This window comes from Streptomyces rubrogriseus, from assembly GCF_027947575.1.
GTDB lineage: Bacteria > Actinomycetota > Actinomycetes > Streptomycetales > Streptomycetaceae > Streptomyces > Streptomyces rubrogriseus.
Genome location: NZ_CP116256.1, coordinates 2445873 through 2461277 on the forward strand (window position 1 = coordinate 2445873; position 15405 = coordinate 2461277).

General features: G+C 70.3%; 16 protein-coding genes. 15 read left to right on the forward strand and 1 reads right to left on the reverse strand.

The annotated features are described in order from the left end of the window. The first annotated feature begins 136 nt into the window (after positions 1-136). From Sru02f_RS10800 to prcA, 4 genes are all read left to right on the forward strand, one after another. Positions 137-355, forward strand: a complete 219-nt coding sequence (locus Sru02f_RS10800; protein ID WP_053128307.1) for a ubiquitin-like protein Pup — start codon at positions 137-139, stop codon at positions 353-355. A 125-nt stretch (positions 356-480) separates the two neighbouring features. Beyond that, on the forward strand, positions 481-993 hold the full coding sequence (locus Sru02f_RS10805; protein WP_109033657.1) for an endonuclease VII domain-containing protein: 513 nt from the start codon (positions 481-483) through the stop codon (positions 991-993). Next, on the forward strand, positions 945-1790 hold the full coding sequence (gene prcB, locus Sru02f_RS10810; RefSeq protein ID WP_109033658.1) for a proteasome subunit beta: 846 nt from the start codon (positions 945-947) through the stop codon (positions 1788-1790). Before Sru02f_RS10805 ends, prcB begins: the two co-directional genes overlap by 49 nt. Before the next feature lie 61 nt (positions 1791-1851). After that, positions 1852-2628, forward strand: a complete 777-nt coding sequence (gene prcA / locus Sru02f_RS10815; RefSeq protein WP_109033659.1) for a proteasome subunit alpha — start codon at positions 1852-1854, stop codon at positions 2626-2628. A gap of 18 nt (positions 2629-2646) precedes the next feature. On the opposite strand, the gene Sru02f_RS10820 is transcribed toward prcA, so the two are convergent. Next, a complete protein-coding gene (locus Sru02f_RS10820) occupies positions 2647-3657 on the reverse strand; it encodes a LacI family DNA-binding transcriptional regulator (protein ID WP_164278130.1) in 1011 nt (336 codons plus the stop codon). Positions 3658-3760: 103 nt separating this feature from the next. Between Sru02f_RS10820 and Sru02f_RS10825 the strand changes: the two genes are divergently transcribed. The 11 genes from Sru02f_RS10825 to Sru02f_RS10875 all read left to right on the forward strand — a co-directional run bounded on the left by Sru02f_RS10825 (position 3761) and on the right by Sru02f_RS10875 (position 15256). Further along, positions 3761-5020, forward strand: a complete 1260-nt coding sequence (locus Sru02f_RS10825; protein WP_109033661.1) for an MFS transporter — start codon at positions 3761-3763, stop codon at positions 5018-5020. A gap of 9 nt (positions 5021-5029) precedes the next feature. Then, positions 5030-6391 (forward strand): Pup--protein ligase, encoded by a 1362-nt coding sequence (gene pafA, locus Sru02f_RS10830; protein WP_109033662.1) that lies wholly within the window; start codon positions 5030-5032, stop codon positions 6389-6391. Between the two features lie 176 nt (positions 6392-6567). Next, positions 6568-7575, forward strand: a complete 1008-nt coding sequence (locus Sru02f_RS10835) for an FKBP-type peptidyl-prolyl cis-trans isomerase (RefSeq protein ID WP_109033663.1) — start codon at positions 6568-6570, stop codon at positions 7573-7575. Between the two features lie 59 nt (positions 7576-7634). Next, on the forward strand, positions 7635-8006 hold the full coding sequence (locus Sru02f_RS10840) for an FKBP-type peptidyl-prolyl cis-trans isomerase (RefSeq protein WP_109033664.1): 372 nt from the start codon (positions 7635-7637) through the stop codon (positions 8004-8006). Between the two features lie 137 nt (positions 8007-8143). After that, positions 8144-9097 (forward strand): helix-turn-helix transcriptional regulator, encoded by a 954-nt coding sequence (locus Sru02f_RS10845; RefSeq protein WP_109033665.1) that lies wholly within the window; start codon positions 8144-8146, stop codon positions 9095-9097. A gap of 18 nt (positions 9098-9115) precedes the next feature. Further along, positions 9116-10198: a helix-turn-helix transcriptional regulator gene (locus Sru02f_RS10850; protein ID WP_109033666.1), complete on the forward strand. Its 1083-nt coding sequence runs from the start codon at positions 9116-9118 to the stop codon at positions 10196-10198. 110 nt (positions 10199-10308) lie between these two features. Next, the gene (locus tag Sru02f_RS10855; protein WP_030870814.1) at positions 10309-10569 is read left to right on the forward strand and encodes a hypothetical protein; all 261 of its coding nucleotides are present in this window, start codon (positions 10309-10311) and stop codon (positions 10567-10569) included. Between the two features lie 10 nt (positions 10570-10579). Beyond that, positions 10580-10774 carry a membrane protein gene (locus Sru02f_RS10860; protein WP_003977192.1) on the forward strand — a complete coding sequence of 65 codons (195 nt, stop codon included), beginning with the start codon at positions 10580-10582 and terminating at the stop codon, positions 10772-10774. A gap of 276 nt (positions 10775-11050) precedes the next feature. Beyond that, complete coding sequence (tatA, locus tag Sru02f_RS10865) at positions 11051-11338, forward strand: Sec-independent protein translocase subunit TatA (RefSeq protein WP_109033667.1); 288 nt, start codon at positions 11051-11053, stop codon at positions 11336-11338. Between the two features lie 47 nt (positions 11339-11385). Beyond that, positions 11386-12336 carry a twin-arginine translocase subunit TatC gene (gene tatC, locus Sru02f_RS10870; RefSeq protein WP_109033668.1) on the forward strand — a complete coding sequence of 317 codons (951 nt, stop codon included), beginning with the start codon at positions 11386-11388 and terminating at the stop codon, positions 12334-12336. A gap of 67 nt (positions 12337-12403) precedes the next feature. Continuing rightward, positions 12404-15256: a DEAD/DEAH box helicase gene (locus Sru02f_RS10875; RefSeq protein WP_109033669.1), complete on the forward strand. Its 2853-nt coding sequence runs from the start codon at positions 12404-12406 to the stop codon at positions 15254-15256. Positions 15257-15405 lie beyond the last annotated feature (149 nt).

Consider the following 15405-nt stretch of genomic DNA (forward strand, 5'->3'; position numbering starts at 1 on the left):
GGAATATCCCAGGTCCGGGAACCATGGAGATGGTCCCCGTACGTTGGAGGAAGTGCGGGGCCGATGTCGGACCAGATCTGTAGGGTCTGATCTTGACCGAGCAACTGTGTCGGGCGAACCGAGCGGGGTGAGGGTTATGGCGACCAAGGACACCGGCGGCGGGCAGCAGAAGGCCACGCGGTCCACCGAGGAGGTCGAGGAGCAGGCGCAGGACGCGCAGGCATCGGAGGACCTCAAGGAACGCCAGGAAAAGCTGAACGACGACGTGGACTCCGTCCTGGACGAAATCGACGATGTCTTGGAGGAGAACGCAGAGGATTTCGTTCGCAGCTTCGTTCAAAAGGGTGGGCAGTAAGCCCAATTTGCCTTTGAATCGAAGGTTGCAACGGGGGTCTGTAAGTGTCCGACGCGTGTGAAGCCAAGAAGTGTTCGCGGTGCCAGGAGAGCAAACCGCGCGCGGCTTTCGCGAGCAACAAGTCCATGCGTGATGGTCTTCAGGCGTACTGCCGGGAGTGCTCCGCGGAGTACTACCGGCAGCGCCAGAGGGCCAAGGGGCGGGCAGTGCGTGAGAAGGTGCCTGTCCCGCCGGGACACAAGCACTGCAGGGGCTGCGGCGAGGTAAGGCCCCATAGCGAGTGGCATCGAAAGACCAGTGCGCCCGATGGCCTGGCAAGCCGCTGTAAGGCCTGCAAGGCAGCTACTGATCCGGCAGGACACCTTCGTCGAAAGTACGGCCTCACTGAAGCTCAGCGCGACGAGATCGTGGCCTCTCAGGCGGGGGTGTGCGTGATCTGCCTGAAAGCCCCCGCCGTGCAAGTGGATCACTGCCACAAGACGGGTAGGGTCCGTGGCGTACTGTGCTTCAACTGCAATTCAGGCCTCGGTCTGTTGAGGGATGACCCCGACGCGATGTACCGAGCTGCCGACTACCTGGAAGGAATCGCGTGGAAGCCAACACTCGTAGCACCGGGCGTCTACCAGCTGCCTTCCTGACGCCCGGGTCCTCCTCTTTCATGGACTTCCTCGGGGAGCACCAGCCGGAGATCCTCCCGGGCAACCGGCAGCTCCCGCCGGTGCAGGGCGTCATCGAGGCACCGCACGGCACCACGATCGTGGCGGTCACGTTCCCCGGCGGTGTCGTGCTCGCCGGTGACCGGCGGGCCACCATGGGCAACATGATCGCCCAGCGGGACATCGAGAAGGTCTTCCCGGCCGACGAGTACTCGGCGGTGGGCATCGCCGGCACGGCCGGCCTGGCCGTGGAGATGGTGAAGCTGTTCCAGCTGGAGCTGGAGCACTTCGAGAAGGTCGAGGGCGCGCAGCTGTCCCTGGAGGGCAAGGCGAACCGCCTGTCGACGATGATCCGGTCCAACCTGGGCATGGCGATGCAGGGGCTGGCCGTGGTGCCGCTGTTCGCGGGGTACGACGTGGACCGGGGCAGGGGCCGCATCTTCTCGTACGACGTGACGGGTGGCCGGTCAGAGGAGCGGAACTACGCGACCACGGGTTCGGGCTCGGTCTTCGCGCGCGGTGCGATGAAGAAGCTGTTCCGTGACGACCTGACCGAGGAGCAGGCGACGACGCTCGTGGTGCAGGCGCTGTACGACGCGGCTGACGACGACTCGGCGACCGGTGGTCCCGATGTCGCCCGCCGGATCTATCCGATCATCACTGTGATCACCGAGGACGGTTTCCGCCGGCTCGGTGAGGACGAGGCCGCGGAGCTGGCCGGCTCGGTGCTGCAGGCCCGGCTCGAGCAGCCCGACGGTCCGCGGGCCGCGCTGCTGTAGCGGGCGCGGGTCTTCGTTGTCAGGTGGTCCAGTGATTTCGACAGGAAGGGACGGATAACCGGTGTCGACGCCGTTCTATGTATCTCCTCAGCAGGCGATGGCGGACCGGGCGGAGTACGCCCGCAAGGGCATCGCGCGTGGCCGCAGCCTGGTCGTGCTGCAGTATGCCGACGGCATCGTGTTCGTCGGTGAGAATCCGTCCCGTGCGCTGCACAAGTTCAGTGAGATCTACGACCGGATCGGCTTCGCGGCCGCCGGTAAGTACAACGAGTACGAGAACCTGCGGATCGGCGGGGTGCGCTATGCCGATCTGCGGGGTTACACCTATGACCGTGACGATGTGACGGCGCGGGGTCTGGCGAACGTGTACGCGCAGACGCTGGGCACGATCTTCTCCAGCCAGGCCGAGAAGCCGTACGAGGTGGAGCTGGTCGTCGCGGAGGTCGGGGACAGTCCGGAGAACGACCAGATCTACCGGCTGCCGCACGACGGTTCGATCGTGGACGAGCACGGTTCGGTGGCGGTCGGGGGCAACGCGGAGCAGATCAGCGGGTATCTGGACCAGCGGCACCGGGACGGCATGACGCTGGCCGAGGCGCTGAAGCTGGCGGTGCAGGCGCTGTCCCGTGACACCAACGGGACCGAGCGGGAGATTCCGGCGGAGCGGCTGGAGGTCGCGGTGCTGGACCGGACGCGTCCGCAGCAGCGCAAGTTCAAGCGCATCGTGGGCGGGCAGCTGTCGCGGCTGCTGGAGTCGGGGGCGGCGGCGGGTGCGGCGTCGGCGGACAGTGAGGCCGAGGCCGAGGCCGAGACCGACTCCGGATCGGACGAGGAGTAGGCGCCACCTGGGCCCGCCTCACCGAGGCGGGGCCGTGGACCCCCGTACCACCAGGCTGACCGGCAGGTCCCCCTTCTCGGGGGGCCTGCCTTCCAGTACCGCGAGCAGTGCGCGCATGCCCCGTTCGCCGAAGGCTTCCGCGTCGAGGCGGACGGTGGTGAGTTCGGGGTCGATGGCGGTGGCGAGGCCGAGGTCGTCGAGGCCGGTGACGGAGAGGTCGTCGGGGACGCGGAGTCCGGCCCGGCGGACGGCCTTGTAGGCGCCGGCCGCCAGTTTGTCGTCGTCGCAGACCAGTGCCGTGGGCCGGGGCCCGGGCGCGGCGAGGGCGGCTTCCGTGGCCCGCAGGGCGCCCTCGATCGAGATGGGGGCGCGGATCGTGCGCAGTTCGGTGCCGGGGACGGGGGCGAGCCGTGAGACCAGTTCGCGGGCGCGTACCTCGAAGGTCCAGGAGGGGATGTCCGCGGCGAGGTGGAGGAAGCTGCGGTGGCCCAGGGACAGCAGGTGCTCGGTGACCTGGCGGATGCCGTCGGCGATGTCGAGGTTGACGGTGGCGGCGCCCAGGCTGCCCTCGGGGTCGCTGTCGAGCATGACGAGGGGGAGTTGGTCGCCCCGGATGGCGGTCAGGGCGTCGGCGGCCATGGAGGAGGCGATGACGCCGTCCAGTGCGGCCTGGGCGGAGGCGAAGGGGTCGCGGGCGGGGCCGACGCCCTCGGGTGAGGGGTAGAGGACGACGCCGAAGCCGTGTGCGGCGGCGACCCGTGCGGCGCCGGTGTACACCTCGGCGAAGAACTCCGTGGTGAGCGCGGGGACGACCAGCAGGACGGTGCGGGTGCGGCCGAGGCGCAGGTTGCGTGCGGCGAGGTTGGGGCGGTAGCCGAGTTCCAGCGCGGCGTCGCGGACTCGCTGGGCCGTGGGTTCCGACACGCGGCCGCGCCATTTGTCGCCGAGGACCAGGGAGACCGCTGCCTGGGAGACGCCGGCGGCCTGGGCGACGTCCCGGCTCGTGGGGCGGGTGCTGCCTCGTGCCACCGTTCGCCTGCGCTTTCGTCTGGACTGCTGAACTGGCGACATGGTACGTATGGCGAGAGAAGTTATACGTAACACTTGCTGGAGTGGGACAGGGAGGTGCGTCGTGGTCGCCGGGTATCTGGACATCCTCCGGGCGAGGCATGCCGTGCGGCTGCTCGTCGGCACGCTGGTCGGGCGGTTGCCCAACGCCACAGCGGCGATCGCGATCGTGCTGTTCGTGCGGGCCGAGGGGGGTTCGTACAGCCTCGCGGGGGCGCTGGCGGCGGTGTACGGCGTCGCGAACGCCGTGGGCCAGCCGGTGCTGGGGCGGTTGGTGGACCTGCACGGGCAGCCGCGGGTGCAGCTGCCGGCCGCGGTGCTGTCGGGGCTGGCGATGGCCGTGTTCGCGTTTGCGGGGACCGGGACGGCCGCGATGGCGTACCTGTCCGTGGGGGCCGCGGGGCTGTTCACGCCGCCGCTGGAGGGCGGGCTGCGGGCGCTGTGGCCGAGCGTGCTCCGCAAGGAGGACCAGGTGCACACGGCGTACGCGATGGACGCCGTGGCACAGGAGGTCATGTTCACCGTCGGGCCGCTGCTGGTGACGGTGTGCGTGTCGCTGTGGTCGCCGCAGGCGGCGCTGCTGGTGCTGAACGGTGTCGGTGTGCTGGGTGCGCTGTCGGTGGTCGTGTCGCCGCCCTCGCGCGCGTGGCGGTCGGCGCCCCGGGAGGCGCACTGGCTGGGTGCGCTGCGTTCGGGCGGGCTGCTGGCGCTGCTGGGGGCGTTCCTGTTCATCGGGATGGCGCTCGGGTCGATCACGGTCGCCTCGGTGCCGTACGCCGACGGGCACGGGGGCGACGCCGTGTACGGGTGGCTGATGGCGGCGCTGGGGCTCGGTGCGCTGGTGGGCGGAGCGGTCTACGGGGCGCGGCAGTGGGCCGGTGAGCCGGCGCGGCGGCTGCGGGTGCTGGTGGCGCTGCTGGCGGTCTGCTACCTGCCGCTGATGCTGATGCCGGGCGCGGTGGCCATGGTGCTGCTCACGGTCCTTGCGGGGGTCTTCCTCGCGCCGTGCATCGCCTGCGCGTTCGTGCTCGTCGACGTGCACGCGCCGCGGGGGACGGTGACGGAGGCGTTCTCGTGGCTCGTGACGACGTTCACCGTGGGCGCTTCGGTGGGGACGGGTCTCGCGGGGCCCGTCGTGGAGCACGGCGGGGCGCTGTGGGGCTTCGCGGTGCCGGGGGCGGCGGGTTTCGTCTCGCTGCTCGTACTGGCGTGCACAGGGCGGGTCCTCGCAGCTCCCGTGCGGGAGGCGGTGGTTGCGGCTTCATCGGAAAATGATCCAAACCGTGCCGTCGAACCCCGTTTCAGTTCGGGTCATCAGGCGTAATGTTCAGTCATGGACCGCCGCATTTTCGGGCTGGAGAACGAGTACGGCGTCACGTGCACGTTCAGGGGACAGCGCCGCCTGTCGCCTGACGAGGTGGCGCGGTACCTCTTCCGCCGTGTCGTGTCATGGGGCCGCAGCAGCAACGTCTTTCTGCGCAATGGCGCCCGCCTGTATCTCGACGTGGGATCACATCCGGAATACGCGACACCCGAGTGTGACAACGTGACCGAACTCGTCACCCACGACAAGGCGGGCGAGCGCATTCTCGAAGGACTCCTGGTGGACGCCGAACGACGCCTGCACGAGGAGGGAATCGCGGGCGACGTCTACCTCTTCAAGAACAACACCGACTCCGCGGGCAACTCGTACGGTTGTCACGAGAATTACCTCGTGGCCCGGCACGGGGAGTTCTCGCGGCTCGCGGACATCCTCATTCCGTTCCTGGTGACGAGGCAGTTGCTGTGCGGTGCCGGCAAGGTGCTGCAGACGCCGCGCGGTGCGGTGTACTGCGTCAGCCAGCGGGCGGAGCACATCTGGGAGGGCGTCTCCTCGGCGACGACCCGGTCCCGGCCGATCATCAACACGCGCGACGAGCCGCACGCCGACGCGGAGCGCTACCGGCGTCTGCACGTCATCGTGGGCGACTCGAACATGTCCGAGACGACCATGCTGCTGAAGGTCGGCGCCACCGACCTGGTGCTGCGCATGATCGAAGCGGGCACCGTGATGCGGGACCTGACCCTGGAGAACCCGATCCGGGCGATCCGCGAGGTCAGTCACGACATCACCGGGCGCCGCAAGGTGCGTCTGGCCAGCGGCCGGGAGGCGTCGGCGCTGGAGGTGCAGCGGGAGTACTACGAGAAGGCGGTGGACTTCTGCGAGCGCCGCGGCATCCGCACGGGCACCGTGGAGCGGGTGCTGGAGCTGTGGGGCCGCACGCTGGACGCCATCGAGGCCGAGGACCTGGACCGCATCGACACCGAGATCGACTGGGTCATGAAGTACAAGCTGCTGGAGCGGTACCGGGCCAAGCACAACATGACCATGTCGCATCCGCGGGTCGCGCAGATAGACCTCGCCTACCACGACATCCACCGGCGTCGTGGGCTGTACTACCTGCTCGAGAAGAAGGGCCAGGCGGCCCGGGTCGCCAACGACTTGAAGATCTTCGAGGGCAAGTCCGTCCCGCCGCAGACCACTCGGGCCCGGCTGCGCGGCGACTTCATCCGGCGGGCCCAGGAGCAGCGCCGGGACTTCACGGTCGACTGGGTCCACCTCAAGCTCAACGACCAGGCGCAGCGCACCGTGTTGTGCAAGGACCCGTTCCGTTCGGTGGACGACCGGGTGGAGAAGCTGATCGCCGGGATGTGATCCGGGTGTGATCCGGACGGGCATGAGCCCGGACGGGTGAGAGGGGCGTCCCGGCGCGAAGGCGCGGAACGCCACACGGGCACCGTACGTTAGCCGTGCGGTGCCCTTCTCACGCCGTAGAGTTGCGCGCACGCCAGCCAACAGGACCGACCCGATACCGATACGAGGCCCCCACCGTGCGCCGACGCTCACTCCTCATCGCCGTCCCCGCGGGACTGGTCACGCTCGCCGCCTGCGGTGACAGCGACGACTCCGGCTCATCGAGCAACGCGAGCGAGAGCCCGTCGCCCGACGCGTCGGCCACCTCGGCCGCGCCGCCGCCGAAGATCGTGGACGGTCCGCTGCCGGCGATCACGGCGGGGACGAAGTTCGACGAGAAGCCGACCGTCGCCAAGGGCAGCGGCGAGCCCTCCAAGGACCTCGCGGTCAAGACGGTCATCGCCGGCGGCGGCAAGGCCGTCGCGGAGAACGACTTCATCTCGGCGAACTACCTCGGCCAGATCTGGCAGAGCGCGAAGGTCTTCGACAACTCCTACGACCGCAAGACGCCCATCGTCATCCAGCTCGCGCAGGGCAGCATCATCGACGGCTGGCGGTACGCGCTCACCGGCAAGAAGACCGGCAGCCGCGTCCAGTTCTCGGTGCCGCCGACCTGGGGGTACGGGGAGCAGGGCAACGAGCAGGCGGGCATCAAGGGCGACGACACGCTGGTGTTCGTGGTCGACGTCCAGGACACCTTCAACGCGAAGAGCAGTGCCGACGGCAAGAAGGTCGCGCAGGACGACGCGGCCCTGCCGAAGGTCGGCACCAACACCGACGGCAAGGCGCCCTCCATCGAGGTGCCGAAGGCCGACGCGCCGAAGAAGCTCGCCGCCGAGTACGTCCTGGAGGGCGACGGCGCCGAGGTCGGCGCGCAGGACAGTGTGCTCGTGCAGTACAAGGGTGTGCTGTGGGACGGCGGCAAGGAGTTCGACTCCACGTACGGCAGGAAGCAGCTGACGTCGTTCTCGCTGCAGCAGGTCGTCAAGGGCTGGGCGCAGGGGCTGACGGGCAAGAAGGTCGGCAGCCGCGTCCTCATCGTCATCCCGCCGGACCTGGGTTACGGCGACAGCCCGCCGGAGGGCAGCGGCATCGAGAAGGACTCCACGCTGGTCTTCTCCGTGGACATCCTCGCGAAGATGTGACGCCCGGGGATGTAAGACTTGGGCCGTTGCCTTTCCGCAGACAAGCAGGAGCTGAACACGTGAGCATCGACAAGCCCGAGGTCGACTTCCCGGGCGGCGAGCCCCCGGCGGACCTCGAGATCAAGGACATCTGGGAGGGCGACGGCCCGGTTGCCGAGGCCGGTCAGACCGTGACCGTCCACTACGTGGGCGTGACCTTCAGCACGGGCGAGGAGTTCGACGCCAGCTGGAACCGCGGTGCGCCGTTCCGCTTCCCGCTCGGTGGCGGCCGCGTCATCGCGGGCTGGGACCAGGGCGTGCAGGGCATGAAGGTCGGCGGCCGTCGCCAGCTGACCATCCCGGCGCACCTCGCGTACGGCGACCAGAGCCCGACCCCGGCGATCCCGCCCGGCTCGACGCTGATCTTCGTGGTCGATCTGCTCGGAGTCTGATCGAAGTACGAGCGGTCGGCGTTCGGAGCCGGTCACCTGGGGTCCATGCCTGTCCGGGCGTGGGCCCTCGGCTTTTCCCGCGCCACCGCGGGGCGGTACGGTCATCCGTCGTAAGCACCATAGGGAGAAGGGCGTCGATGGCCATTGCCAAGGCCGAGCGGCTGATGAACCTGGCGCTGTGTCTGCTCGGGACGCGGCGGCCACTCAGCAAGCGTGAGCTGCGCGAGTCGGTCGAGGCCTACCTCGAAGCGGGCTCCGACGACTCCTTCAACCGCATGTTCGAGCGCGACAAGGACGATCTGCGCGAGCTGGGACTGGTCATCGAGACCGTGGAGAGCCTCGACGGGGAGATCGGCTACCTGGCCCGCCGGGACAGCAACCGGCTGCCGCCCATCACCCTGGACGCCGAGGAGGCCGCCGCGCTCGGGCTGGCCGCGAAGGTGTGGCAGCAGGCCCGCCTCGCCGGTGCCGCGAGCGGCGCGCTGCAGAAGCTGCGGGCGGCGGGGCTGCCCGAGGACGTCGACCCCTACGAGGCGCACAGCGCGCTGGAGCCCCGTATCCCGGTGCACGAGGCGGCCTTCGAGCCGCTGATGCTGGCCTGCCGCGACCGCCGGCCGGTGCTCTTCGACTACCGCAAGGCGAACGCCGTCCAGCCCGAGCCCCGGCACGTGGAGCCGTGGGCGCTGGAGTGCTGGCGCGGCCACTGGTACCTGGCGGGCTTCGACCGCGACCGCGGTGCCGAGCGGGTGTTCCGGTTGTCGCGGATCACCGGGAAGGTGCGGTCCCGCGGTGCGCGCTTCACCGCGCCGGTGCCCGACGTCGTCACCGTCCGGGAGACGGTCGCGAGCTGGGCGGGGGAGACCGCCGACCGGTCGGCGCTGATCCGGCTCCGTGCGGGCGCGGGGTACCCGCTTCGGGCGAAGGCCGGCCGGGTGCGGGAACTCGGTGACGGCTGGGACGAGTTGGAGATTCCGTACGGGCACGGCCTGGACGCCTGGCTGGTGGAGTTCGGGCCGGACGTGGTGGTGCTGGAGCCGGCGGAGTTGCGTGCGGACGTGGTGGACCGGCTGCGTGCCGTCGCCAAGGGCTGAGGGGGAGCGGACAACACTGTGGCAGGCAAACCGGTCAGGCCCGTGAACGCCATCGACCAGACCCGGCGGATGCTGTCCCTGGTGACGTATCTGCGTGAGCGTCCAGGCGCCAGGGTCGAGGACGTCGCCCGTGCCTTCGGCATCACCGAGGACGAGCTGGTCTCCGACCTCGACGTGCTCCCGATGTGCGGGACCAGCTTCCGCGGCGGCGACCTCCTCGACATCGACACGGACGGCGAGCGCATCTGGTGGCACAACCCGGCCGCGCTGGGCGCGGACGCGGCGGAGCCGCTGCGGCTGGCGGCCGACGAGGCGACCGCGCTGCTCGTCGCCGCCCGTGCCGTCGCGACCCTGCCGGGGCTGCGCGAGAGCGACCGGCAGGCGCTGCTGCGGGCGACCGCGAAGGTGGAGGCCTCGGCCGGTGAGGCCGCCGGCGCCAGCTCGCGGCTGTCCGTCACCTTCGAGTCCGAGGGCGGTGTCTTCGCCGACGTCGACCGGGCCATCTCGGAGCGCCGCCGGCTGTGGATCCGCTACTACTCGCCGGCCCGCGACGAGGTCACCGAGCGGGAGATCGACCCCATCCGGCTGGTCAGCGTCGGGCACACGTACGTGGAGGCCTGGTGCCGCCGCTCCGAGGCCCGGCGCACCTTCCGGCTCGACCGGGTGGCCGAGATCCGCATCCTGGACGAGCCGTCCGCACCGCCGGAGGTGGAGCTGCGGGACCTGTCGGAGGGGCTGGTGCAGCCCGCCGCGGAGGACCCCGAGGTCGTCGTCGAGGTCGGTCCCGGCGGGCGCTGGGTGGCCGAGTACTACCCGCACGACAGCGCCGATGAACGTCCCGACGGCGGTCTGCGTATCACGCTGCGCACGCCCGACCCGGCCTCCCTGCGGCGGCTCGCGCTGCGGCTCGGACGGGACGGCCGGATCGTCTCCCCGCCCGCGCTGGCCGACAGCGCCCGGCAGGCCGCCCGCGAGGCGCTCGCCGCGTACGACGGGATCGAGGCGGCCGGGGCGCACGGCGGGGCCGACACCGCCGAGGGCAGCCGTCAGGGGGCAGCGGCGGCCGAGAGGCGGCACGACAGGCAGGAGCAAGGACTGTGAGCGACCCCCTGGGGCCATCCGGGCCATCCGGGCCGGCCAGGCCATCCGGGCCGGCCAGGCCACCCGGGCCGTCCGGGCCGTCCGGGTCGACCGGACCGTCCGGACCGGGCATGACCGCGGCGGTCGCCTTCGCCGGCATGAGACGCGTGTCACCGGTCGTGTTCAAGGCCGGCTGCCCGGACTGCCGGGGCCGTTTCGAACTGGCCGCGAGCGCCCTGCGCCTGGCCATCGGCGCCACGAGCCGGACCACCTTCTACTCGTTCACCTGCCCGGAGTGCGGGTCGGCCGTGCGCAAGCCGGCGGGGGAGCGGGTCGTGGAGCTGCTCACCGGCGGCGGGGTCAGGACCCTGCGCCTTCACTCCACCGTCTAGTCTCGACGTCATGTTCTGGCCGATGTTCGCGGTTGCCGTGGGTTTCCTGGGTCTCGCCGTCCTCGCGGTGTTCGCCGTGAAGGTGTTCGTGGAGGCGCAGCGCCTCGGCCGGCAGGTGACGGACTCCGCCCGCCGGATCAGCCGGGCCGCCGAGGACCTGGAGCGCGCGACCGAGAGCGCCGCCCGTGCCGTGGACGCCTTGTGAACGGCTGAAACCCGCCACGGGACGGTGCCGACGGTCCGACAGGCCGGTGTGAGTTACGTTTTGGGACACTTCGCCCTGTCACCCCACGGGCCCCGGGCGGTACGCTGCTGGTCGCGGCCAGGAAAACGAGGCCCGGTCGCGGACGGGAGTACGCACGGGGATTGCCTCACGTTCACCCCTGAGCGTTACGATCGCTGCACAAGACGATCGATCGGACGTACGTCCGGCCGGTCGGACAGCACCCACCCAGCCGCCTCGGTGAGAAGGTAAAGACTTATGTTCGGAAGGCTCGGCGCCCCCGAGATCATTCTCATCCTCGTCGTCATCATCCTGCTGTTCGGCGCCAAGAAGCTTCCGGACATGGCGCGGTCGCTCGGCAAGTCGGCGCGCATCCTCAAGAGCGAGGCCAAGGCCATGAAGAGCGAGGCCAAGTCCGACGACGCCGCCCCCGCCGACCCGCCGAACCCCGAGCAGTCCGCGGCGCAGCGCACCATCCAGGCCGCCCCCGGCGACGTGACCAGCTCCCGGCCGGTCACCGAGCCGACGGACACGACCAAGCGCTGACGCAGGGCCGGTGATCTCCGGCCCGCCGCACGAGATGGGAACGTGGGTTGCTGAAGCCTGCCCGCAACAAGGAGAAGGACCCCGAGGGGCGGATGCCGCTCGCGGAACACCTTCGTGAGCTCCGCAACCGGCTCGCGAAGGCGCTGCTGGCCATCGTCGTCGTCACGGTGGTCGCCGCCTTCTTCTATCAGTGGATCATCAACGCCCTCACGGATCCGATCCTCCAGTCGATCGGCTGTGAGAAGTCGTTCGCGGAGCTGGCCCAGTCGGAGGCCGGCTCGGAGCCGTGCGCGCAGATCACCATCAACGGTCTGCTCGGCCCCTTCACCCTGGCGCTGAAGGTGTCCCTGACGGCCGGTGTCGTGCTGGCCTCGCCGGTCTGGCTCTACCAGCTGTGGGCGTTCGTCGCCCCGGGGCTGCACCGGAACGAGAAGAAGTACGCCTACGCGTTCGTCGCCACCGGCGCCCCGCTCTTCCTGGCCGGCGCGTACTTCGCCTACGCGGTGCTGCCCACCTCGGCGAAGGTGCTGATCGAGTTCACGCCGAACGACGTCGACAACCTGCTGCCGCTGGACGAGCTGCTCGACCTCGTCACGCGCATGGTGGTCGTCTTCGGTCTCTCCTTCGAGCTGCCCCTGCTGCTGGTCATGCTCAACTTCACCGGCGTGCTGACCGGCAAGCGGATGCTCGGCTGGTGGCGCGCGATGATCATGGGCATCACGCTGTTCGCGGCCATCGCCACGCCCAGCACCGACCCGCTGACGATGATCATGCTGGCCGGTCCGATCTGGGTCCTGTACTTCGCCGCGGTCACCGTCTCGCTGCTGAACGACCGCCGCAAGGCCCGCCGCGAGGCCCTGGAGCCCGACGACGACGAGGCGTCCGACCTGGACCTCACCCCCGAGGACATCGGCGAGGTCGAGCCCGTGACCACCGCGCGTGCCCTGCCCGAGCAGGCCACGAAGGACCGGGTCAACGGCTACGACGACGTGACCTGAGGACCGCCGGGGCGGTGACGGCACGCTGCGCCGCCCCCGCGCGGCCCCCACACGGCCGATCCCGATAATGATCGTCCGGTTGTCGGTGCGGGCCGGTACGCTCGAAAGCACGATGACAGAGGATCTCTCACCGGCCGAGCGGTACGCGGCAGCCCGTCAGCGCGCTGTCGAGCAGGCCACCGCGCTCGCCTCCTTCCGCGAGATGTACGACTTCGGCCTCGACCCCTTCCAGATCGAGGCCTGCCAGGCACTCGAGGCGGGCAAGGGCGTGCTGGTGGCCGCGCCCACCGGCTCCGGCAAGACGATCGTCGGCGAGTTCGCCGTCCACCTCGCCCTCCAGCAGGGCAGGAAGTGCTTCTACACGACGCCGATCAAGGCCCTGTCGAACCAGAAGTACGCCGACCTGTGCCGCCGCTACGGCACCGACAGGGTGGGCCTGCTCACCGGCGACAACAGCGTGAACTCCGAAGCCCCGGTGGTCGTGATGACCACCGAGGTCCTGCGGAACATGCTGTACGCGGGCTCGCAGACCCTCCTCGGCCTCGGCCACGTGGTCATGGACGAGGTGCACTACCTCTCCGACCGGTTCCGCGGCGCCGTGTGGGAGGAAGTGATCATCCACCTCCCCGAGTCCGTGACCCTGGTGTCGCTCTCGGCGACCGTGTCGAACGCGGAGGAGTTCGGCGACTGGCTCGACACGGTGCGCGGCGACACCCAGGTGATCGTCTCCGAGCACCGGCCCGTGCCGCTGTTCCAGCACGTGCTGGCCGGACGCCGGATGTACGACCTGTTCGAGGAGGCCGAGGGCCACAAGAAGGCCGTCAACCCCGACCTGACGCGCATGGCGCGCCTGGAGGCGAGCCGCCCCTCCTACCAGGACCGCAGGCGCGGCCGGGCCATGAAGGAGGCCGACCGGGAGCGGGAGCGCAGACAGCGCTCGCGGGTGTGGACGCCGAGCCGGCCCGAGGTCATCGAGCGGCTGGACTCCGAGGGGCTGCTGCCCGCGATCACCTTCATCTTCAGCCGGGCCGGCTGCGAGGCCGCCGTCCAGCAGTGCCTGTACGCGGGCCTCAGGCTCAACGACGAGGAGGCCCGGGAGCGGGTGCGGGCCCTCGTCGAGGAGCGCACCTCCTCCATCCCCCGCGAGGACCTGCACGTCCTGGGCTACTACGAGTGGCTGGAGGGGCTGGAGCGCGGCATCGCCGCCCACCACGCGGGCATGCTGCCCACCTTCAAGGAGGTCGTCGAGGAGCTGTTCGTCCGCGGACTGGTGAAGGCCGTCTTCGCGACCGAGACCCTCGCCCTCGGCATCAACATGCCGGCCCGCTCGGTCGTGCTGGAGAAGCTCGTCAAGTGGAACGGCGAGCAGCACGCCGACATCACCCCCGGCGAGTTCACCCAGCTCACCGGCCGGGCCGGACGGCGCGGCATCGACGTCGAGGGCCACGCGGTGGTGCTGTGGCAGCGCGCCATGAACCCCGAGCACCTCGCGGGACTGGCCGGCACCCGCACCTACCCGCTGCGCTCCAGCTTCAAGCCGTCGTACAACATGGCGGTCAACCTGGTCGAGCAGTTCGGCCGGCACCGCTCGCGGGAGCTGCTGGAGACGTCCTTCGCGCAGTTCCAGGCGGACAAGTCGGTCGTCGGCATCTCCCGGCAGGTGCAGCGCAACGAGGAGGGCCTGGAGGGCTACAAGGCGTCCATGACCTGCCACCTCGGTGACTTCGACGAGTACGCCCGGCTGCGCCGCGAGCTGAAGGACCGCGAGCAGGAGCTGGCCCGGCAGGGCGTCAACCAGCGGCGTGCCGAGGCCGCCGTGGCGCTGGAGAAGCTGAAGCCGGGCGACGTCATCCACGTGCCGACCGGCAAGTACGCGGGCCTCGCCCTGGTCCTCGACCCGGGACTGCCGGCCGGGCGGTCCAACGGCCACCGCGGCTTCGACCACCACGACGGGCCCCGCCCGCTGGTGCTGACCGCCGAGCGGCAGGTCAAGCGGCTGGCGTCGATCGACTTCCCGGTGCCCGTCGAGGCGCTGGACCGGATGCGGATCCCGAAGTCCTTCAACGCGCGCTCGCCGCAGTCCCGCCGCGACCTCGCCTCCGCGCTGCGCTCCAAGGCCGGGCACATCACGCCGGAGCGGGCCCGCAAGAAGCGCTCCCAGGCCGCCGACGACCGGGAGATCAACCGGCTGCGCAAGGCGATCCGCGCCCACCCCTGCCACGGCTGCGACGACCGCGAGGACCACGCCCGCTGGGCCGAGCGCTACCACCGGCTGCTGCGCGACACCTCGCAGCTGGAGCGCCGGATCGAGGGCCGGACCAACACCATCGCCCGCACCTTCGACCGGATCGTCGCGCTGCTGACGGAGCTGGACTACCTGCGCGGCGACGAGGTCACCGAGCACGGCAAGCGCCTGGCGCGGCTCTACGGCGAGCTGGACCTGCTCGCCAGCGAGTGCCTGCGCGAGGGCGTCTGGGAGGGGCTGTCCCCGGCCGAGCTGGCCGCCTGCGTCTCGGCGCTGGTCTTCGAGTCACGGGCTGCCGACGACGCGATGGCGCCCAAGGTGCCCTCGGGCAAGGCCAAGGCCGCGCTCGGTGAGACGGTCCGCATCTGGGGCCGCCTGGACGCCCTGGAGGAGGACTTCCGGATCAGCCAGACCGAGGGCGTCGGCCAGCGCGAGCCCGATCTCGGCTTCGCCTGGGCGGCGTACATGTGGGCCTCCGGCAAGGGGCTGGACGAGGTGCTGCGCGAGGTCGAGATGCCGGCCGGCGACTTCGTGCGCTGGTGCAAGCAGGTCATCGACGTCCTCGGCCAGATCTCGGCCGCCGCGCCCGGTGCGGGCTCCACCGTCCCGAAGAACGCGCGCAAGGCGGTCGACGAGCTGCTGCGCGGGGTGGTCGCCTACTCGTCCGTGGGCTGACCCCGGCCCCGACGTCTCACCCGGCCCGGCGGGAGAACCCGCCGGGCCTTCGCGCGTTCCGTGCCCCGTTCCCTCATCACGGTGAGTCATTTTCGAGCGCGCTTGCGGGATCACTCCACGTGTTCGAATGACTCCCAGGTGTGCAAATG